The sequence below is a fragment of the Streptomyces sp. NPDC085900 genome, from assembly GCF_044540925.1.
Lineage (GTDB): Bacteria > Actinomycetota > Actinomycetes > Streptomycetales > Streptomycetaceae > Streptomyces > Streptomyces gilvifuscus.
Genome location: NZ_JBITSP010000006.1, coordinates 208284 through 226700, shown reverse-complemented (window position 1 = coordinate 226700; position 18417 = coordinate 208284). Strand labels below are relative to the sequence as shown.

Sequence of the window (18417 nt, the reverse complement as noted above, 5' to 3'; positions counted from 1 at the left end):
CCGACGTACCGCGACGGGAGCATCTGCCGACTCGGCCACCCGCTCAGCCACCGGCCTGGTCCAGCGCCGACTGCAGCGACTGCTTGTACCCGCCGCTGGTGTACGTGGCTCCGGAGACCGAGTCGATCTTCGCGCTGCCGGCCGCCACCGCCTCCTGGTTCAGCTTCGGGATGGCCAGGGCCGTCTTCTGGTCGCTGAGGCCCCCCTTGGGCGCCTGCACCGCCTCCGCCTTGGTGATCTTGCCGTTGCTGACCGTGATCCGGACCTGGACCGGCCCGTACTGCGTCTGGGCGACGGCGCCGGTGACGGTCTTCGCCTGGGCGGCGCCGGAAGAGCCCGAGCCGCCGCCCTGCGAGGAGCCGGCACCCTGCGACGGGCTCGCGCCGCTCTGGGAGGAACCGGCGCTCGCCTTCATCTTGTCGAGCGCCGACTGCAGCGACTGCTTGTAGCCGTTGCTGGTGTACGTCGCCCCCGACACCGAGTCGATCTGGGCACTCTGCGCGGCGACCGTCTCCTGGGTCAGCTTGGGGATGGACAGGGCGGTCTTCTGGTCGCTGGTGCCGCCCTTGGGCGCCTGGACGGCCTCCGCCTTGGTGATCTTTCCGTTGGCGACGGTCAGCCGGACCTGGACGTTGCCGTACTCCGTCTGGACCACGTTGCCGTCGATCGTGCCGTTCCCGGTGGCCGAGCTGCCGCCCTGGGGCGACTCCTGTGCCGCCTGGGTCTGCTGCGGGGCCGCGCCCGCCGCTTGCGCGTTGGGGTCCGACGCCGGCTTCAGCGACAGCAGCAGCACGACACCCGAGACGGTGGCGGCGGTGGCCAGCACGACACGCCGGACGGGGTGACTCTTCTTCATACTTCCGAGGCTCCTGAAGTCCCGTCGCTCACATCTCGAACGACTCGTGATGGATGCGGCGGGCGGGCACTCCCGCACCGCGCAGTGCTTCGTACACGGTCTGCGCGAACCCGGCCGGGCCGCACATGAACACGTCGTGCTCGTCGATGTCCGGCAGCTTCTGCCGCAGCCGCTCGGCCGAGATGTCCGGCCGCTCCCCGTCGGGGCTGTTGACGGCGTACATCAGCCGGGCGCCGCGGTCGTCGGCGATGGCGGCGAGCTCGTCCCACAGGGCGAGGTCCTGCGTGGTGTTGGCCCGGTACAGCAGGGTGATGTCGCCGGCTGCGCCGGGCAGCGTCTCGAACAGCGCCCGCATCGGCGTGATGCCGACGCCGCCGGCGACCAGCAGCACCTTGCCGCGGCTGCGCCGCTGCGCGGTCATCGCGCCGTACGGCCCCTCCGCCCACACCCGCGTGCCCGGCGTCAGTTCGCGCAGCCGGGCGCTGTGGTCGCCGATCGCCTTCACGGTGATCCGCAGCATGTCCGGGCGGGGCGCCGCCGACAGCGAGTACGGGTGCGAGCTGAACCGCATGCCCGGCGCGAGGAACCGCCACCGGAAGAACTGCCCCGCCTCCGCGCCCATCCGGTGCAGCTTGCGCCCGCCGATCAGCACCGACACGATGCCCGGCGTCTCCTCGATGACCGCCTCGACGCGCATGCGGTGCCGCATGTTCAGCCGGATCGGGACGAGGACGCGGTACCAGACGACCAGCGCGGTGACCGTCCCGTACAGCGCGTACCAGAAGGTCTTGGCGGTCGGCTCGACGGCGAAGTCGTTGCCGGTGGTGATCTGGTGCCAGAACGTCAGGAACACCGCGCCGTACGTCAGCAGATGGACGTGGTACCAGGTGTCGTACCCCATCCGGCGGCGCACCGGGCCGATGGAGGTCAGCCCGATGAGCACGAACAGACCCGTGCCGACGGCGGCCTTGCCCATGTCCGGCAGCTGGTTGATGGAGTCGATCGTCTGCTGGACGATGTCGCCGAGCGTCTTGCCGGCCTGCAGCGCGTAGCCCCACATGGTGAGGAAGATGTGCGCCGCGATGAGGCTGAGCGTGTAGCGGCCGCTCATCGCGTGCCAGCGGGCCACCCGGTCGGAGCCGACCCGCCGTTCCAGGGCGGGCACGCGGGCCATCTGCAGCACGACGAGTGCCATCAGATAGCCGGCCAACAGGCCGGTGATCCGGCCCGCGTTGAGGATCCTGCCGTTGTTGTCGGCGATGGACGGCGTGTTGTGCCACCACAGCCACAGCACCGCCGCCGCGCCAGCCCAGACGGCGAGCAGCAGGACGGTCGCCGGGGAACGGCGCGGGCGGATGCGGCGCATCGTCTGGCGGCGGGCGGCGCGGCCGCCTGCGAGCGTGGTGGTCACGATTCCTCCGGGGGCGGGGGCAAGGGGGTTGGCGTGGTCCCTTGGCCCTGAGATACGTGCCGCGACGCCCGTGCGTTCAGCCGCGTGCAGAGTCGAGTGCCGACTGGAGTGACTGGCGGTAACCGTCGCTCGTGTAGGTGGCCCCCGAGACGGTGTCGATGTTGGCGCTCTGCGCCTGCAGCGCCTCGCTGCGCAGGCGGGGGAGCGCGTAGCTGTTGATCTCCTGGTCCCGTGGGTTGTCCGTCGGGTACTGAACGGCCGTCACCTCGGTGAGCTTGCCGCCCTTGAGGGTGATCTTGACCTGGACCGGACCCCAGCGGGTCTGGATCGTGTTGCCGGTGACCGTCTTCGTACCGGAGGTGCTCGACCCCCCGGAACTGCTCGACCCGCCGGAGCTGCTCGACCCGCTCGACGGGCTCGAACTGCTGGAGGGCGCGGGTACCGCCAGGGCGGTCTCCGGTGAGGAATGCGGCTTCAGCGACAGCAGCATCACCATTCCGGAGACGGTGGCGGCGCTCGCCAGCACGATGCGGCGCAGCGGACGGTTCTTCTTCAGCGCGTGCACGGTCGGGGCCTCACAGCTCTCAGAATTCGAACGACTCGTGGTGGATGCGGCGGTCCGGCACTCCGGCGGCGCGCAGTTCCTCGTACAGGTCCCGGGCGAAGCCGTGCGGGCCGCAGATGTACACGTCGTACGTGACCAGGCCGGGGAAGGTGGACCGCAGCGACTGCGCGGTCAGGTTCGGGCGCCGGCCGTCCGCATCGTTGAGCGCGTAGAGCACCTTCGCGCCGCGCCAGCGGGCGACGGCCTCCAACTCCCCGCCCAGGGCGAGGTCCTCGGCCGTACGGGCCCGGTACAGCAGCGTGACGTCCCCGGGCAGCGTCTCGAACAGGGCGCGCATGGGCGTGATGCCGACACCGGCCGCGATCAGCAGGGACTTCGCCGACGTCTGCCGGCCCGCGGTCATCGAGCCGTACGGGCCCTCCGCCCACACCCGGGTGCCCGGCCGCAGCAGCGCCACGGCCGCGCTGTGGCCGCCGAGCGCCTTGACCGTGATCCGCAGCAGGTCCTGGCGCGGCGGCGCCGACAGCGAGTACGGCGTCGACGTCCAGCCCATGCCGTGGTCGAGGAACCGCCAGCGGAAGAACTGCCCCGCCTCGGCACCCATCTCGTCCAGGTGCCGGCCGCGCATGACGACCGAGTACACGTCCGGCGCCTCGCGGTGCACCGACTCCACCCGCAGCCGGTGCCGCAGGTTCAGCCGTACCGGCGCGAGGATCCGGAACCACAGCACCAGGGCCGCGACACCCAGGTACAGCGCGTACCAGGCGGCCGTCGCCCACGCGTGCCCGTTGAAGTCGTTGCCCAGCGCCAGCTGGTGACTGAAGGCCAGGAAGACGGCCGCGTACGTCAGCAGGTGGACGTAGTACCAGAACTCGTAGCTCAGCCGCCGTCGCGCGGCCCGGGCCGAGGTGACGCCGACCGCGAACAGGATGACCGTCCCCGCCGTGGCCTTGAGCATCTCCGGATAGTCCATGACCACGGTGACCGTCTCGTGCCACAGCGAGGCGCGGTCCTGTGCCGCGTACCCGAGCAGGATCAGCACGACGTGCGCGACCAGCAGGCAGATCGTGTAGCGGCCGGCCATCGCGTGCCAGCGGGCCACCCGGTCGGACCCGACCCGCCGCTCCAGCAGTGGCACGCGGGCCATCAGGCCGACGAGCACCGCGCAGGCGTAACCGCACAGCAGCCCGGCGATGCGCCCGGCGCCGGTCAGCCAGCCGGCCGAGCCGACCACGGAACCGGTGTCCGCCCACCACAGGGCGACCACGGCCGCGGCCCCGGCCCAGAGCAGCGCGAGCACGGCACCGGCGGGGGAGCGCGGCGCGGCCGGCGTCACGGCAGGGGCCGTCCGTCGGTCGTACACGGTGGTCATATGTGCGTCCTTTCGCCTTCTATGCGACGCAAGGGTGCCGTCGTAACTTCTCAGGACCCTCTGAAACGGGCCCCGCCGAGGCCACTCAGAGAAAACTCAGAGCTCCGCAAGAGACCCGCCGGGCTCGCGAGGAGCGATCCTGGTGAGGAGATGAACACCAGATCAGGCCGCCCGGCCCTCACCCGCCCCGACGGCACCCCGCTGCGCGTCCTCGTCGTCGACGACGACCCCGACCTCGCCGAAGTGCTCTCCGGCGCCCTGCGCTACGAGGGCTGGCAGGTCAGCACGGCCGGCGACGGAGCGGCCGCGCTCGCCGAGGCCCGCGAGCTGATGCCCGACGCCGTCGTCCTGGACGTGATGCTTCCCGACACCGACGGCTTCGCCGTGCTGCGCTCCCTGCACGCCGTGAAACCGGACGTCTGCGTGCTGTTCCTCACCGCCCGGGACGCGGTGGAGGACCGCATCGCCGGCATCACCGCGGGCGGCGACGACTACGTCACCAAGCCGTTCAGCCTGGAGGAGGTCGTCGCCCGGGTCCGCGGCCTGGTGCGTCGCGCCGGCATGGCCCGCCAGCTGGAGGAGGGCCCGCAGCTGATCGTCGGCGACCTGGTCATGGACGAGGACTCCCACGAGGTCACGCGCGCGGGCGAACTGATCGAGCTGTCGCCGACCGAGTTCGAGCTGCTCCGCTTCCTGATGCGCAACCCCCGCCGCGTCCTGAGCAAGACGCAGATCCTCGACCGCGTCTGGTCCTACGACTTCGGCGGCCGCGCCCATGTCGTCGAGCTCTACATCTCCTACCTGCGCAAGAAGGTCGACGCGGGCCGGGAACCGATGATCCACACGGTCCGCGGGGCCGGGTACGTGCTGAAACCGGTGAGTCCATGAGGTTCCTGCGGCGTCTGCCGCGCCCGCGCACCCTCCGGGCCCGGCTCACCGTCGGACTGGTCGTCCTGCTCGCCGTCAGCTGCGCCGCGGTCGGCGTGGCGGCGGTGATCGAGCTGGACGGGTTCCTCGTCAGCCGGCTCGACCAGCAGCTCGCCCAGGCCGGCAACCGCTTCCCGGAGAGCCTGGAGCACAAGGGGCTGCAGCCCGACGACCACGACGGCGACGAGCACGGCGACACCCGGCGGCAGACCACCGGCACGTTCGGGGCCCGGCTGGTCGGCGACACCGTCACCAACGCGGCCGTCGTCCGCCCCGGCAGCGTCACCGACGTCCCCCTGACCACGGCGGACACGCGGCAGCTGGCCGCCGTCCCGGTCGACGGCCGGGCCCACAGCGTCGAGCTGTCCACCTTGGACTCCTACCGGGTGACGGCCTCCCAGGGCATCGACGGCGACGTCCTGATCACCGGTCTGCCCCTGGAACCGGTGGAGGCCGCCGTCCACCGGCTGATCCTGGTCGCCGCCGTCGTCTTCGGCCTGGCCCTCACCGTCACCGGCGTGGCCGGCGCCCTGTGGGTGCGCTGGTCGCTACGGCCGCTGAGCCGGGTCGCGGCGACCGCCACCCGGGTCAGCGAACTCCCGCTGGCCAGCGGCGAGGTGGCCCTGCCGCCGCGCGCCCCCGAGTCGGACCCGCGCAGCGAGGTGGGCCAGGTCGCCGGGGCCTTCAACCGCATGCTGGGTCATGTCGAGGACGCGCTGACCAAGCGGCACGCCAGCGAGGAGCGGCTGCGCAGCTTCGCCGCCGACGCCAGCCACGAGCTGCGCACCCCGGTCGCCTCGGTCCGCGGCCATGCGGAACTCGCCCTGCTTCACCCGGGCCCGGTGCCGCCGAAGATCACCCGTGCCCTCGAACGCATCGCCGCCGAGTCCGGCCGCATGGGCGAGATGGTCGACGAGATGCTGCTCCTGGCGCGTCTGGACGCGGGCCGGCCGCTGGAACGCCGTCCCGTCGACCTGACCATGCTGGTCCTGGACGCCGTCACCGACGCCCGGGCCGCCGGCCCCGACCACCGCTGGTCCCTGGACCTGCCGGAGGAACCGGTCACGGTGGACGGCGACGCCCACCGGCTGCAGCAGGTGCTGGCCAACCTGCTGACCAACGCGCGGGTGCACACCCCCGTCGGCACCAAGGTCACGGTGTCCCTGGAGACGGAGGGCAGGTCCGTCCTGCTGAAGGTGCACGACGACGGGCCCGGCGTTCCCAAGGACGTCCAGCCCACCATCTTCGAACGCTTCACCCGCGCCGAACACCGCCGCCGCGCGGACGCCCCCGGCGGCGGCGCGGGGCTCGGCCTGTCGATCGTCGCGGCGGTGGCGGAGGCGCACGGCGGAAGCGTGGAACTGGAGAGCCGGCCCGGCTCGACGACGTTCACCGTGCGGCTCACGGGCGCGTGAGGGCCGTGCTCAGGCCGGGCCCGGCGCCCGGGCCGGGGTGGGCGGGAGGGGCAACGGGAGCCCGGGCAGCCCGTCCAGGCTGGTGGCGACGTGTTCCTTCTTGGTGAAGTACTCGCTCAGTGAGGCGTCGTCCTCGCGCGCGAACCGCCTGCCGTGCAGATCGCGGTCCTCGTCGTACGTCATGAACGGCACCGCGTATCCGCAGGTGTCGCGGACGAGTTCGGCGGTGACGACGATGATCGCGCGCAGCCCGTGCGCGTCCGGGTCGATGTCCGGGAAGCGGGTGAGGAGTTCGGCGAAACGGGGGTCGTCACGGAAGACCGGCTCGCCGCGCCCGTGCACCCGCACGATGTTCGGCGGTCCCTGGAAGGCGCACCACATCAGGGTGATCCGCCCGTTCTCCCGCAGATGGGCGATCGTCTCGGCGTTGGACCCGGCGAAGTCCAGGTAGGCCACGGTGAGTTCGTCGAGCACCGCGAAGGAGCCCTTGAGGCCCTTGGGGGACAGGTTGACCGTGCCGTCGCCGGAGAGCGGAGCGGTCGCGGTGAAGAAGAGGGGCTGCTCCTCGATGAACGTCCGCAGCCTGCCGTCTATGCGCTCATAAGTCTTTCCCACACCTGCCGATTATGAGCGCAAGTCTTTCGTTCGTCTAAGGAATTGGCGGTCCGGTCTCCGGAGCCCGGCCGCCGCGGCGTCTCCGGTCCCTGCCGCGGCCGCCCCGGCCGGCGCTGGATCGGGGCGGCCACAGCGCCTGTCACGTCACTTGGTGAGCGTGCAGGCGGCCAGGGAGTCGAGGCCGGTCGGCTTCGTCGACGTACGGCCGATGGCGATCGCGATGCGGTCGATGGTCGACTTCCGCTTGTCCGCGAGCGGGCCGAGGATGGCGTTGTTGACGAAGTTCGGGCCGCCCTGGCCGACGGTGGACTGCAGGCGCTTGTTGGCCTCGTCGATCTGGGTCTGCAGCAGGGTGAGGTTGCGGGTGACCTCCGCCTGGGCGGAGGCGGGGACCGCGGGCAGTTTCGAGGCCACGTCGGGGCAGGAGATCGTGCCGACGGCGGTCGCGGCGGCGCCTCCGGCGTTGGCGTTGCCATTGCCCGCGTTGCCGTTGGCGTTGCCCGCGTTCGCGTTGCCGTTCGCGTTCCCATTGGCGTTGCCCGCGTTGGCGTTGCCGGTGTTGGCGCCGTTCGCGCCGGCGGCGTTGAGCGTGCACGGCGCGAGCGCGTCCAGGCCGGTCGGCTTGGCCGCCGTACGGCCGATGGCCGTGGCGATGCGGTTGACCGTGGCCACGCGCTTGTCCTTGAGCGGGCCGAGGATGGCGTTGTTGACGAAGTTCGGGCCGCCCTGGCCGACGGTGGACTGCAGGCGCTTGTTGGCCTCGTCGATCTGGGTCTGCAGCAGGGTGAGGTTGCGGGTGACCTCGGCCTGGGCGGAGGCGGGGATCGCGGGCAGCTTCGAGGCCACGTCGGGGCAGGTGATCGTGCCGGGCGAGGCCGCCAGGGTCCGCGCGTCGCCGCCGCTGCTCTTGGACGGCGTCCCGGCGAGGGCGGTACCGGCGATGATCGCCCCGGACAGCGCCACGGCGGCGGCGCCGCCGAGGATGACGACGCGACGCTTGTTGTACTTCGGAAGAGCCCTGGACATGCGGCTGCCTCACTAGGGTCTCGGGTGACAGGTGTGTCACTGCTGTGTGGCTGGTGTGTACAAACGCGGCGCCTGCGTTCGGCGTGAGGTACGTGAAAGCGGTTGCGGTTGTTCAACCACTCTTCAGATTGACGAATCATGCAGACCTCTGCATACTCATGCATGACGGTTCGGCCTCTTCCCTAGGAGCAACGCAAGTGAGCAGCAACAGCGGTGACGTCCGGCTCTGGGGCGGCCGGTTCGCCGACGGTCCCGCCGAGGCCCTGGCGAAGCTGTCCGCGTCCGTCCACTTCGACTGGCGCCTCGCGCCGTACGACATCGCCGGCTCGCGTGCCCACGCGCGCGTGCTGCACAAGGCCGGGCTCCTGACCGAGGACGAGCTGCAGCGCATGATCGCCGGGCTCGACCGGCTGGAGGCCGACGTGGCCGACGGCTCCTTCGTCGGCACCATCGCCGACGAGGACGTCCACACCGCCCTGGAGCGCGGCCTGCTGGAGCGTCTCGGCCCGGACCTCGGCGGCAAGCTGCGCGCCGGCCGCTCCCGCAACGACCAGGTCGCGACCCTCTTCCGGATGTACCTGCGCGACCACGCCCGCACGCTCGGCGGCCTGATCGCCGAGCTGCAGGACGCGCTGATCGGCCTGGCGGAGGCCCACCCGGACGTCGCGATGCCGGGTCGTACGCACCTGCAGCACGCCCAGCCGGTGCTGTTCGCCCACCACGTCCTGGCCCACGTGCAGTCGCTGTCCCGGGACGCCGAACGGCTGCGCCAGTGGGACGAGCGCACGGCGGTGTCGCCGTACGGCTCCGGCGCCCTGGCGGGCTCCTCCCTCGGCCTGGACCCGGAGGCGGTGGCCAAGGACCTCGGTTTCGAGCACGGCAGTGTCGGCAACTCCATCGACGGCACGGCGTCCCGCGACTTCGTCGCCGAGTTCGCCTTCATCGCCGCGATGATCGGCGTGAACCTCTCTCGCATCGCCGAGGAGGTCATCATCTGGAACACGAAGGAGTTCTCCTTCGTGACCCTGCACGACGCGTTCTCCACGGGCTCGTCGATCATGCCGCAGAAGAAGAACCCGGACATCGCGGAGCTGGCGCGCGGCAAGAGCGGCCGGCTGATCGGCAACCTGACGGGCCTGATGGCCACGCTCAAGGCCCTGCCGCTCGCCTACAACCGTGACCTGCAGGAGGACAAGGAGCCGGTCTTCGACTCCATCGACCAGCTGGAGGTCCTGCTCCCCGCCTTCACCGGCATGATGGCGACGCTCACCGTCCACCGCGAGCGCATGGAGGAACTGGCCCCCGCCGGCTTCTCCCTGGCCACCGACATCGCCGAGTGGCTGGTCAAGCAGGGCGTCCCGTTCCGCGTCGCCCACGAGGTGGCGGGCGAGTGCGTGAAGGCCGCCGAGGCCGAGGGCAAGGAACTGGACGAGCTGACGGACGACCAGTTCGCGAAGATCTCCGCCCACCTGACCCCGGAGGTCCGCACGGTCCTCAACGTCCCGGGCGCCCTCGCCTCCCGCAACGGCCGAGGCGGCACGGCCCCCAGCGCGGTCGCCGTCCAACTGGCGGAGGTCAAGGCGAACGTGGCCGCCCAGCACACCTGGGCAACGGCCCGCCAGAAGGCCTGAAGGGGCGCGGGGAAGTGCGCGCCAAGCCGCGAACCATCCGCACTCGCCGACGCACCGCACTCACCGAGCACTGAGCCGAGGGCCCCCGCGGGCTACGTTGGTCGGGAACCGAACCGGACCCGACCCACGGAGCCCGCGATGCCCTTCGCCCGACTGGCCGCCGCAACCACCCCCACCTGCCACATCGGACTGGGCCTCGCCGCCGTCGGCCGCCCCGGCTACATCAACCTCGGCCGGGACGAGGACCTCGGAGAGCACCGCACGGTGGAAGCCCTCCGCACCCGGACCCACGAACTCCTCGACGCCGCCTACGCCCAGGGCGTCCGCTACTTCGACGCGGCCCGTTCCTACGGCCGTTCCGAGGAGTTCCTCGCGGCCTGGCTCGCCGCGAACCCTCACGTCGACGACGTGGTCGTCGGCAGCAAGTGGGGCTACACCTACACCGCCGACTGGACCACGGACGCCGAGACGCACGAGGTCAAGGACCATGGCGTCCGGACCTACGAACGGCAGCGCGCCGAGACCGCCGCCCTGCTCGGCGACCGCCTCGACCTCTACCAGATCCACTCGGTGACCCCGGACAGCCCGGCCCTGACCGACAAGGAACTCCACGCCGAACTGGCCCGGGCCGCCGCGCAGGGGCTGACCATCGGCTTCTCCACGAGCGGCCCGGCCCAGGCGGACGCGATCCGTGCCGCCCTCGCCGTGACGGTCGACGGCGAACCCCTCTTTCGTACCGTCCAGTCGACCTACAACGCCCTGGAGACCTCGGCCGGCCCCGCGCTCGCCGAGGCGCACGACGCCGGCCTCACGGTGATCGTCAAGGAGGGCATGGCCAACGGCCGGCTCGCGGCCCCGCACGCCCCCGAGGCTGTGAAGGCCGTCGCGGAGGAGATCTCTCTCGGCTGCGACGCCGTCGCCCTCGCCCTGATCCTCCGGCAACCCTGGGCCGGTGTCGTCCTCTCCGGTGCGGCCACCCTCACCCAGCTCTCCTCCAACCTGCACGCGGCCGCGGTGGACCTCGACGAGGATCAGCTGGCCCGCCTGGCAGCGCTCGCCGAGGAGCCGCGGGCGTACTGGGAGAAGCGCAACAGCCTCCCCTGGCACTGAGAAAACCGCGTCGAACCACTTCTGAGTGAGTCACACATGCGTCGCATGAGACATGAATGTCTCACATGGTTTATGGTTGTCTCATGCCTGTCGACCGTGACCACGTCCTCCGCTCCGCCGCGGCCCTGCTGACCCGCAAGTCCACCGCGACGATGGACGAGGTCGCCAAGGCCGCCGGCATCAGCCGCGCCACCCTGCACCGCCACTTCGCCGGCCGCGACGCGCTCGTACGGGCGCTGGAGTCGCTCGGCATCGCGGAGTGCGAGGCGGCGCTGGACACGGCCGCCCTCGACGAGGGCCCCGCGCCCGAGGCCGTACGGCGTCTCATCCGGACGCTCGAGCCCTCGGCCGCCCTGCTCGCCTTCCTCTACACCGAGAACCAGCTGTTCGAGGGCGAGGAGGTGAACGCGGGCTGGACCAGGATCGACGACCGCATCGCCGCCCTGTTCCGGCGCGGGCAGGCGGCCGGCGACTTCCGCATCGACCTCACCCCGGCCTGGCTCACCGAAGCGCTGTACGGCCTGCTGGCCTCCGGCGCCTGGGCGGTGAGCGAGGGCCGCGTGGCCCGCAAGGACTTCACCCACATGATCGCCGAGCTGCTGCTCGGCGGCGCACTGCGCCCGGACACTCCACGAAGGAAGGAATCATGACCAGCACCCTGCAGCCGGCGACCACGACCGAGGCGGTGAAGCGCCCGGGCCGTTGGACCGCGCTCGCCGTCCTCGTCCTCGCCGTGCTGCTGGTGGCCGTCGACGCGACCGTCCTCGGTCTCGCGACCCCCTACATCAGTGAGGACCTCAACCCCTCCGGCACCCAGCTCCTGTGGATCGGCGACGTCTACTCGTTCGTCATCGCCGGTCTGCTCGTCTCCATGGGCAGCCTCGGCGACCGTATCGGCCGCAAGCGCATCCTGCTCGTCGGCGCCACGGCGTTCGGCGCGATATCGGTCCTCAACGCCTACGCGTCCACACCGGAGTTGATGATCCTGGCCCGCGCTCTGCTCGGCGTCGCGGGCGCGACCCTCATGCCGGCCACGCTCGCCCTGATCCGCAACATCTTCCACGACCCGCGCGAGCGCAGCCTCGCCGTCGGCATCTGGGGAGCGACGGCCTCCGCCGGCACGGCGGTCGGCCCCATCGTGGGCGGCTTCCTGCTGGAACACTTCTGGTGGGGCTCGGTCTTCCTGATCAACCTTCCCGTGATGGCGGTCCTCGTCATCGTCGGCATCCGCACCCTGCCCGAGTCCCGCAACCCGAACCCGGGCCCCTGGGACCTGACCAGCGTGGCGCTGTCCCTGGTCGGTGTGATCGGAGTCGTCTACGCGGTGAAGGAAGCGGCCACCGACGGCCTCGCCTGGTTCCCGCTCGCCGTCGGCGCCCTGGGCGCGGCGGCCCTGACCTGGTTCGTCCGCCGCCAACTCACGCTTCCCTCGCCCCTGTTGGACATGCGCCTGTTCCGCAACCGCGGCTTCAGCGCCGCGGTCCTGGCCGATCTGCTGACCATCCTGGGCCTGTCCGGCCTGGTGTTCTTCCTCTCCCAGTACCTGCAACTGGTCCAGGGCAGGGGACCCTTGGAGGCGGGTCTCGCCGAACTGCCCGCAGCGGTGGGCGCGGTGGCGGCTGGTCTCGTCGCCGGACGCGCGGCCCGCCGGTTCTCCGTGCGCGCCGTCGTGGCGGGCGGGCTGGCGGCGGTGGGCCTGGCCCTGGCCGCGCTGACGGCCCTCGACCGGTCGACGGGCTACGGCGTCCTCGGCGCCGCCCTGCTGGTGGTGGGCGTGGGCGCGGGCTTCTCCTTCACGGTCACCTCGGACGTCATCCTCTCCTCGGTGCCGAAGGAGCAGGCGGGTGCGGCATCCGCGGTGTCGGAGACGGCGTACGAACTCGGCGCGGCCCTGGGCATCGCCCTGCTCGGCACGATCGTCACGGGCGTCTACCGGGGCTTCTCCGCTCCGGCGGGCACTCCGTCAGGGGCACACGAATCCCTGGGCGGCGCGGTCGAGGCGGCGGCCGGCATGCCGACGGCGGCGGGCGGGGAACTGCTGTCCTCGGCCCGCGAAGCCTTCGTCGACGGCCTGTCGATCGCGTCGGGCGTGGGAGCAGGCGTCCTGCTGGCTACAGCGGCCGCGGCATGGTTCCTGCTCCGAGGCCAACGGCTCGAGAACCGGCCTTGAGGGGCGCGGGGAACCGCACACGGCCACTCTCGCTCACCGCTGGCCGCAGCATGGTTCATGCCGTGCGGCCGACGGCTCGGGAATCGGCCTTGAGGGGCGCGGGGAACCGCGCACGGCCACTCTCGCTCACCGCTGGCCGCAGCATGGTTCATGCCGTGCGGCCGACGGCTCGGGAATCGGCCTTGAGGGGCGCGGGGAACCGCGCACGGCCACTCTCGCTCACCGCACCGGAAGACCGGCCGAACCGCCGGAGGCGCTACGCGGCCTTCGCCTTGGTGGCGTACATGTCCACGTACTCCTGCCCGGACAGCCGCATGACCTCCGCCATCACGGAGTCCGTGACGGCCCGCAGCACGTAGCGGTCGCGGTCCATCCCCTCGTACCGGGAGAACTCCATGGCCTCACCGAAGCGGACCGTCACCTTCGCGGGGCGCGGCATCCCCGCGCCGCCCGGCTGGATCTTGTCCGTGCCGATCATGGCGAACGGGACGACGGGCGCGCCGGTCATCAGCGTCAGCCGCGCGATGCCGGTGCGCCCCCGGTACAGCCGGCCGTCGGGGGAGCGGGTGCCCTCGGGGTAGATGCCGAAGACCCGGCCCTCCTCCAGGATCCGGCGGCCGGTCATCAGCGCGGCCACGCCGCCCTTGCCGCCGTCCCGGTCGACCGGGATCATGCCGACGCCGGTGAAGAACCACGCCATCAGCCGGCCCTTCAGGCCCTTGCCGGTGACGTACTCGTCCTTGCCGATGAAGCACACCTGCCGGTCGCACACGAGCGGCAGGATCATCGAGTCGATGAAGGTGACGTGGTTGCCCGCCAGGATGACGGGACCGTCCCCGGGGATGTTCTCCACGCCCTCCACCTGTGGGCGGAACATCAGGCGCATGATCGGTCCGAGCACTGCCTTGATGAGCGCGAAGCGGGACAACGGGCCCTCCGGTGTCAAGGGTTCAGGTATGAGTCTGTGCAGGTGAGGACGATACTCCCGGGCGCGGGGATATCGCACATCGGGTTCACCGAGGTCTTACGCAGTGTTGACACGCGTTTACCTGCGGTGACGCCCTGTCACCCGCCGGTAACCGGGGCGGAACCTGTGACGCATGTCGCGTACACCGGAGGAGTGGGGCCGAAACCTCGTCAGATCTCCTTTCCCGTACGACATCGGGCGTCACCCGCGTGTTCCGGCCACGGTCTCCCGCACGTCATGTCCACGCACCTACGATCGGCCCGCATCCAGGAGCCCACGTCAGGGGAGGCGTTCATGGGAACGCAGGAGAACGATCAGGCAGGCGCCACCGGGCGACGGGCGCTTCTCGGCGCGGCGGTGCTGGGCGCCGGCGGAGCCGTACTCGGCCTGTCCGGGACCGCGAGAGCCGCCGAGGCGCGGCACGGCGGCGGGCTGGGCAGCCTGCCCAAGCCGACCGTCATCGGCCACCGCGGCACCGCGGGCTACCGGCCCGAGCACACCTTCGGCTCGTACGACCTGGCCCTCGACATGGGCGCCGACATCGTCGAGGCCGGCGACCTCTGCCCGACCAAGGACGGTCATCTGGTCTGCCGGCACGAGCCGGAGATCGGCGGCACGACCGACGTCGCCGACCACCCCGAGTTCGCCGGCCGCAGGACCACCAAGGTGCTGGACGGCGTCTCCACCACCGGCTGGTTCACCGAGGACTTCACCCTCGCCGAGCTGAAGACGCTGCGCGCGATCGAGCGCATCCCGGCCAACCGCCCGCACAACACGCTCTACAACGGCCGCTGGGAGATCCCCACCTTCGAGGAAGTCCTGCAGTGGCAGGACGAGCAGACCCGCAGGCGCGGCAAGCAGGTGTGGATCTACCCCGAGACCAAGCACCCCACCTACTTCCGCAAGCTGGGCCTGGGCCTCGAGGAACGCGTCGCCAAGCTGCTGCACAAGCACGGCAAGGACAGGCGGAACTCGCCGGTCATCCTGCAGTCCTTCGAGCCCACCAGCATCCAGCGCCTGAACAAGCTCGTCGACAACCCGCTCGTCGTCCTGCTGTCCGGCGCGACCACCCGCCCCTGGGACTTCGTCGAATCGGGCGACCCGCGCACCGTCGCCGACCTGATCACCCCCAAGGGCCTCAGGGAGATCGCCGGCTACGCGCAGGGCATCGGTCCGACCCTCGACCTCGTCATCACCAAGAAGGCGGACGGCAGCCTCGACAAGGAGACCACCCTCGTCTCCGACGCGCACAAGGTCGGCCTGATCCTGCACCCGTACACCATGCGCAACGAGAACCCCTTCCTGCCGGCGGAGTACCGCAAGGGCACGGACGCGGACGCCTACGGCGACGCCTTCGGCGCCTTCAAGAGGTACTTCGCCACCGGCATCGACGGCGTCTTCACCGACAACGCCGACACGGGCCTGCTCGCCCGCGCCGACTTCGTCAACGGCTGACCGCCGCACCCCGGTTGGGGTGAACGCCGGCCGCCCGGGCAACCCGGCACCCGGGCGGCCGCGTCGTGCCGCATATGACGCACGACCTGCTCACCGCCCTGCGCCCGCTGCTCACCGCCGAGGCCTCGGCCGAGGCACCCGCCTCCGGGGCGGAACCGGCCGACCTGGAACAGGCGGTCTGGCTCCGCCTGCTGGAACGCCTCGACATGCACGGCCCGCCCCTCGACCCGCCGGGCTGGCTGCGCCGCGCCGTCCGCTCCGAGGCCCGCCGCACCCGCCGTACGGCCCGTCTCGAACGGCCCTACGGCGCCGAGCCCGCCGACGACACGGACCGGGACCCGGCCGACCTCGCCCTCGCCGCCGCCCGCCGCCGGGCGCTGCGCGAGGCGGTTCGCAGACTGCCCGGCCGCTGCCCCGGTCTCATCGAGGCGCTGCTCTCCCCGAAAGACCTGACATACAGGGAAATCGCGGGGGAGTTGGGTATCTCACAGGGCAGTCTGGGCCCGGAACGCTCCAGATGCCTGGGATGTCTTCGCCGTTTGCTCACATCGGAGGTTGCGGCGCGCGAAGGGCGGGGATAGGAGTGAGGGACAACGTGGCGATCAGGTGAGCGGGAGGCGTGCGCACATGGGCATGAGCGTGACCATCTCGGTGGCGACCGAGCAGGACACAGAGCAGATCTTCAAGCTCCAGTACCTGTGCTTCCAGAGCGAGGCGGCGCTGTACGGCAACTACCGCATCGACCCGCTCGTCCAGTCCCTGGAATCGGTCCGCCAGGAGGTGGCCGCCGACTGCGTCTTCGTGGCGCGGCTCGGCGAGGAGGTCGTGGGCTCGGTGCGCGGCCGTGTCACCGAGGACGGCTCGGCCTCCATCGGCAAGCTCTGCGTCCACCCCCGCCTGCAGGGTCACGGCATCGGCGCGCGGCTGCTGCGCGCGGCCGAGACGGCCCTGGTGGAGGAGCGCGGGGCGAAGAGGTTCCGGCTGTCCGCGGGCCACCGCAGCGAGGGCAACCTGCGTCTGTACCGCCGCGTCGGCTACGAGACGGTGGGCACGTCCCAGGGCACCGACGGGGTACCGATGATCATCCTGGAGAAGCCGGCGGAGGCCTACGCCACTACCGCGTGACCGTGCGGTTCCTGCGCAGCCAGTACAGGGCGGACAGCGGCAGCAGCACCGGGATGAAGACGTAGCCCATGCCGTAGTCCGACCAGACCGTCGCGTCCGGGAAGGCCGAGGGCTCGACCAGGGTCCAGGTGCCGACGATCAGCACGCCCGCGAGTTCGGCGGCGCAGCACACCTGCGCCGCCTTGCGGGCCCTCTCGCCACCGCGCACCAGCGTGTACGTGATGAACCCGTACACCACGCCCGCGACGGCCGACAGCGAGTAGGCGAGCGGCGCCCGGTCGAACTCGGTCGCGATCTGGTAGACGGAGCGCGAGACCGCGCCGACGACCATCACGCCGTAGAACCAGACGAGCAGCATGCCGGGCCCGCTGATGAGCCGCTTCGGCTTCTCTTCCACGGCGGTCATCTCAACCTCCCCAGATGTCATAGAGCCGCACCTCCAGCACGGCCAGCACCACACCGCCGGCGGCGACCGTCACCGAGCCCCAGCGCGTCCGCTCCGCCAGCGACATGAACCCCGCCGCCGGGACGCAGGCGAAGGCGCCGATCAGATACGCCACGAAGATCGTCGTACCCTGCTCCGGCTTCTCGCCCCGCGCCAGCTGCACGATCCCGATCACCAGCTGGATCAGGGTCAGCAGCGACACCACGGCCATCCCGATGAAGTGCCAGTCCTTGGTGGGCTGATCGCGGTAGGCCGCCCACCCGCACCAGGCGGCGAGCAGCAGCGCGACGACACCGGTCACCAGCGTCAGGGCATCAAGCATGTCGTGACCTTATTACGGCCGAAACCGGCCGCCGCCGCCGACCCCGTCGTACGCCGTAGGGTCTAGACCATGACGATCCACGCGCACGCCCTCCTGTTCGACAACGACGGCACCCTCGTCTCCTCCCTCGCCTCCGTGGACCGCTGCTGGACGCGGTGGGCTCGGGAGTACGGCCTCACCGCCGAGGAGTTCGGCCGCGTCGAGCTGCACGGACGCACGGCCGTGGCGATAGCCGCCGACCTGCTGCCCGTCGAGGTGGTGCCGGAGGCGGTCGCGCGGATCGAGCAGTTGGAGGTGGAGGACGTCCCCGACGGAGGCGTCCGTCTGCTGCCCGGGACGGCCGACTTCCTGGCCTCGCTGCCCGCGGACCGCTGGGCCGTCGTCACCTCCGCCACCCGGCGCCTGGCCGAGGCCCGCCTCGACGCCGTCGGCATCCTGCCCAAGACACTGATCGCCGTCGACGACATCACCCGCGGCAAGCCCGACCCCGAGCCCTACCTCCTCGCCGCCCGGCAGCTGGGCGTCGATCCGGCCGACTGCGTCGTCTTCGAGGACGCCCCGGCCGGGCTCGCGGCCGGCCGCGCCGCGGGGATGACGACCGTGGCGTTGACCACAACCCACCAGGCCCACGAGCTCGACGCCGACCTCGTGGTGAAGGACCTGTCGGCCTTGTCCGCACTGGTCACCGACCGGGGAGTGGAGATCTCCGTCCGCGCCTGACACCTGTCCACCGCCGTCCACGATGTGGGACGGCGGTTCTTGGTCATCTCGATACGTCTGATTTACTGACCGCATGACCACGACGAGCTGCCGCACCCTTGCGACCGAGGCGACCATGACGCCCGGTGCTCGTTGTATGTGTGGAATGTGCGCCTTCTAGAGGGCCCCCGCACCATCTCGAGCCTCGCGCCCCGAAGCGAGCCGCCGTGGCATGTCCGTACGCCCTGAACGCCGTACCGGACCGAGCCCCCGCGCATGAACCCTTCCTCCCGTACCAGGGCACAC

19 protein-coding genes are annotated in these 18417 nt (G+C 71.3%); 10 read left to right on the top strand and 9 right to left on the bottom strand.

Translation table 11 applies throughout. From position 1 onward, the window contains the following. Positions 1-43: 43 nt before the first annotated feature. The 4 genes from ACIGDI_RS22580 to ACIGDI_RS22565 form a co-directional block, all read right to left on the bottom strand. The gene (locus ACIGDI_RS22580; protein ID WP_384818862.1) at positions 44-856 is read right to left on the bottom strand and encodes an FMN-binding protein; all 813 of its coding nucleotides are present in this window, start codon (positions 854-856) and stop codon (positions 44-46) included. 28 nt (positions 857-884) lie between these two features. After that, a complete protein-coding gene (locus ACIGDI_RS22575) occupies positions 885-2267 on the bottom strand; it encodes a ferric reductase-like transmembrane domain-containing protein (protein WP_399899369.1) in 1383 nt (460 codons plus the stop codon). A 76-nt stretch (positions 2268-2343) separates the two neighbouring features. After that, a complete protein-coding gene (locus ACIGDI_RS22570) occupies positions 2344-2832 on the bottom strand; it encodes an FMN-binding protein (RefSeq protein ID WP_399899366.1) in 489 nt (162 codons plus the stop codon). 19 nt (positions 2833-2851) lie between these two features. Continuing rightward, on the bottom strand, positions 2852-4204 hold the full coding sequence (locus tag ACIGDI_RS22565) for a ferric reductase-like transmembrane domain-containing protein (RefSeq protein ID WP_399899364.1): 1353 nt from the start codon (positions 4202-4204) through the stop codon (positions 2852-2854). Between the two features lie 150 nt (positions 4205-4354). On the opposite strand from ACIGDI_RS22565, the gene ACIGDI_RS22560 reads away from it, so the two are divergent. Then, positions 4355-5092 carry a response regulator transcription factor gene (locus ACIGDI_RS22560; protein WP_272175761.1) on the top strand — a complete coding sequence of 246 codons (738 nt, stop codon included), beginning with the start codon at positions 4355-4357 and terminating at the stop codon, positions 5090-5092. Next, the gene (locus ACIGDI_RS22555; protein ID WP_399899360.1) at positions 5089-6546 is read left to right on the top strand and encodes a sensor histidine kinase; all 1458 of its coding nucleotides are present in this window, start codon (positions 5089-5091) and stop codon (positions 6544-6546) included. Before ACIGDI_RS22560 ends, ACIGDI_RS22555 begins: the two co-directional genes overlap by 4 nt. A 9-nt stretch (positions 6547-6555) precedes the next feature. On the opposite strand, the gene ACIGDI_RS22550 is transcribed toward ACIGDI_RS22555, so the two are convergent. Continuing rightward, positions 6556-7161 carry a pyridoxamine 5'-phosphate oxidase family protein gene (locus tag ACIGDI_RS22550; RefSeq protein ID WP_399899356.1) on the bottom strand — a complete coding sequence of 202 codons (606 nt, stop codon included), beginning with the start codon at positions 7159-7161 and terminating at the stop codon, positions 6556-6558. A 144-nt stretch (positions 7162-7305) separates the two neighbouring features. Further along, a complete protein-coding gene (locus tag ACIGDI_RS22545; RefSeq protein ID WP_399899353.1) occupies positions 7306-8187 on the bottom strand; it encodes a hypothetical protein in 882 nt (293 codons plus the stop codon). A 197-nt stretch (positions 8188-8384) separates the two neighbouring features. Here ACIGDI_RS22545 and argH point away from each other — a divergent pair, with 197 nt between their 5' ends. The 4 genes from argH to ACIGDI_RS22525 all read left to right on the top strand — a co-directional run bounded on the left by argH (position 8385) and on the right by ACIGDI_RS22525 (position 13098). Further along, positions 8385-9818 (top strand): argininosuccinate lyase, encoded by a 1434-nt coding sequence (gene argH / locus ACIGDI_RS22540; protein WP_399899350.1) that lies wholly within the window; start codon positions 8385-8387, stop codon positions 9816-9818. 138 nt (positions 9819-9956) lie between these two features. Next, positions 9957-10928: an aldo/keto reductase gene (locus ACIGDI_RS22535; protein WP_399899348.1), complete on the top strand. Its 972-nt coding sequence runs from the start codon at positions 9957-9959 to the stop codon at positions 10926-10928. 83 nt (positions 10929-11011) lie between these two features. Further along, entirely contained in the window at positions 11012-11578 is a 567-nt protein-coding gene (locus ACIGDI_RS22530; RefSeq protein WP_399899344.1) for a TetR/AcrR family transcriptional regulator, read from the top strand. Continuing rightward, a complete protein-coding gene (locus tag ACIGDI_RS22525) occupies positions 11575-13098 on the top strand; it encodes an MFS transporter (protein ID WP_399899341.1) in 1524 nt (507 codons plus the stop codon). The genes ACIGDI_RS22530 and ACIGDI_RS22525 overlap by 4 nt, the downstream gene beginning before the upstream one ends. A 256-nt stretch (positions 13099-13354) precedes the next feature. On the opposite strand, the gene ACIGDI_RS22520 is transcribed toward ACIGDI_RS22525, so the two are convergent. Continuing rightward, on the bottom strand, positions 13355-14026 hold the full coding sequence (locus tag ACIGDI_RS22520; RefSeq protein ID WP_399899338.1) for a lysophospholipid acyltransferase family protein: 672 nt from the start codon (positions 14024-14026) through the stop codon (positions 13355-13357). A gap of 333 nt (positions 14027-14359) precedes the next feature. Here ACIGDI_RS22520 and ACIGDI_RS22515 point away from each other — a divergent pair, with 333 nt between their 5' ends. From ACIGDI_RS22515 to ACIGDI_RS22505, 3 genes are all read left to right on the top strand, one after another. Continuing rightward, a complete protein-coding gene (locus tag ACIGDI_RS22515; protein WP_399899335.1) occupies positions 14360-15520 on the top strand; it encodes a glycerophosphodiester phosphodiesterase in 1161 nt (386 codons plus the stop codon). A gap of 74 nt (positions 15521-15594) precedes the next feature. Then, complete coding sequence (locus ACIGDI_RS22510; RefSeq protein ID WP_399899332.1) at positions 15595-16101, top strand: sigma-70 family RNA polymerase sigma factor; 507 nt, start codon at positions 15595-15597, stop codon at positions 16099-16101. Between the two features lie 46 nt (positions 16102-16147). Continuing rightward, positions 16148-16645 carry a GNAT family N-acetyltransferase gene (locus ACIGDI_RS22505; protein WP_399899328.1) on the top strand — a complete coding sequence of 166 codons (498 nt, stop codon included), beginning with the start codon at positions 16148-16150 and terminating at the stop codon, positions 16643-16645. Here the strand turns inward: ACIGDI_RS22505 and ACIGDI_RS22500 are convergent. Then, entirely contained in the window at positions 16635-17051 is a 417-nt protein-coding gene (locus ACIGDI_RS22500; protein ID WP_399899325.1) for a hypothetical protein, read from the bottom strand. The two genes, ACIGDI_RS22505 and ACIGDI_RS22500, sit on opposite strands and share 11 nt — an antisense overlap. 1 nt (position 17052) lies before the next feature. Continuing rightward, positions 17053-17412 (bottom strand): hypothetical protein, encoded by a 360-nt coding sequence (locus tag ACIGDI_RS22495; RefSeq protein ID WP_399899322.1) that lies wholly within the window; start codon positions 17410-17412, stop codon positions 17053-17055. Positions 17413-17481: 69 nt separating this feature from the next. Between ACIGDI_RS22495 and ACIGDI_RS22490 the strand changes: the two genes are divergently transcribed. Further along, positions 17482-18132 carry an HAD-IA family hydrolase gene (locus tag ACIGDI_RS22490; RefSeq protein WP_399899319.1) on the top strand — a complete coding sequence of 217 codons (651 nt, stop codon included), beginning with the start codon at positions 17482-17484 and terminating at the stop codon, positions 18130-18132. Positions 18133-18417: the final 285 nt, after the last annotated feature.

Coding starts and splice junctions, on each gene's coding strand:
- ACIGDI_RS22490 (WP_399899319.1), top strand. CDS start 17,482: ATGACGATCCACGCGCACGCCCTCCTGTTCGACAACGACGGCACCCTC.
- ACIGDI_RS22545 (WP_399899353.1), bottom strand. CDS start 8,187: ATGTCCAGGGCTCTTCCGAAGTACAACAAGCGTCGCGTCGTCATCCTC.
- ACIGDI_RS22530 (WP_399899344.1), top strand. CDS start 11,012: ATGCCTGTCGACCGTGACCACGTCCTCCGCTCCGCCGCGGCCCTGCTG.
- ACIGDI_RS22515 (WP_399899335.1), top strand. CDS start 14,360: ATGGGAACGCAGGAGAACGATCAGGCAGGCGCCACCGGGCGACGGGCG.
- ACIGDI_RS22500 (WP_399899325.1), bottom strand. CDS start 17,051: ATGACCGCCGTGGAAGAGAAGCCGAAGCGGCTCATCAGCGGGCCCGGC.
- ACIGDI_RS22495 (WP_399899322.1), bottom strand. CDS start 17,412: ATGCTTGATGCCCTGACGCTGGTGACCGGTGTCGTCGCGCTGCTGCTC.
- ACIGDI_RS22565 (WP_399899364.1), bottom strand. CDS start 4,204: ATGACCACCGTGTACGACCGACGGACGGCCCCTGCCGTGACGCCGGCC.
- ACIGDI_RS22525 (WP_399899341.1), top strand. CDS start 11,575: ATGACCAGCACCCTGCAGCCGGCGACCACGACCGAGGCGGTGAAGCGC.
- ACIGDI_RS22535 (WP_399899348.1), top strand. CDS start 9,957: ATGCCCTTCGCCCGACTGGCCGCCGCAACCACCCCCACCTGCCACATC.
- ACIGDI_RS22510 (WP_399899332.1), top strand. CDS start 15,595: ATGACGCACGACCTGCTCACCGCCCTGCGCCCGCTGCTCACCGCCGAG.
- ACIGDI_RS22560 (WP_272175761.1), top strand. CDS start 4,355: ATGAACACCAGATCAGGCCGCCCGGCCCTCACCCGCCCCGACGGCACC.
- ACIGDI_RS22580 (WP_384818862.1), bottom strand. CDS start 856: ATGAAGAAGAGTCACCCCGTCCGGCGTGTCGTGCTGGCCACCGCCGCC.
- ACIGDI_RS22555 (WP_399899360.1), top strand. CDS start 5,089: ATGAGGTTCCTGCGGCGTCTGCCGCGCCCGCGCACCCTCCGGGCCCGG.
- ACIGDI_RS22505 (WP_399899328.1), top strand. CDS start 16,148: ATGGGCATGAGCGTGACCATCTCGGTGGCGACCGAGCAGGACACAGAG.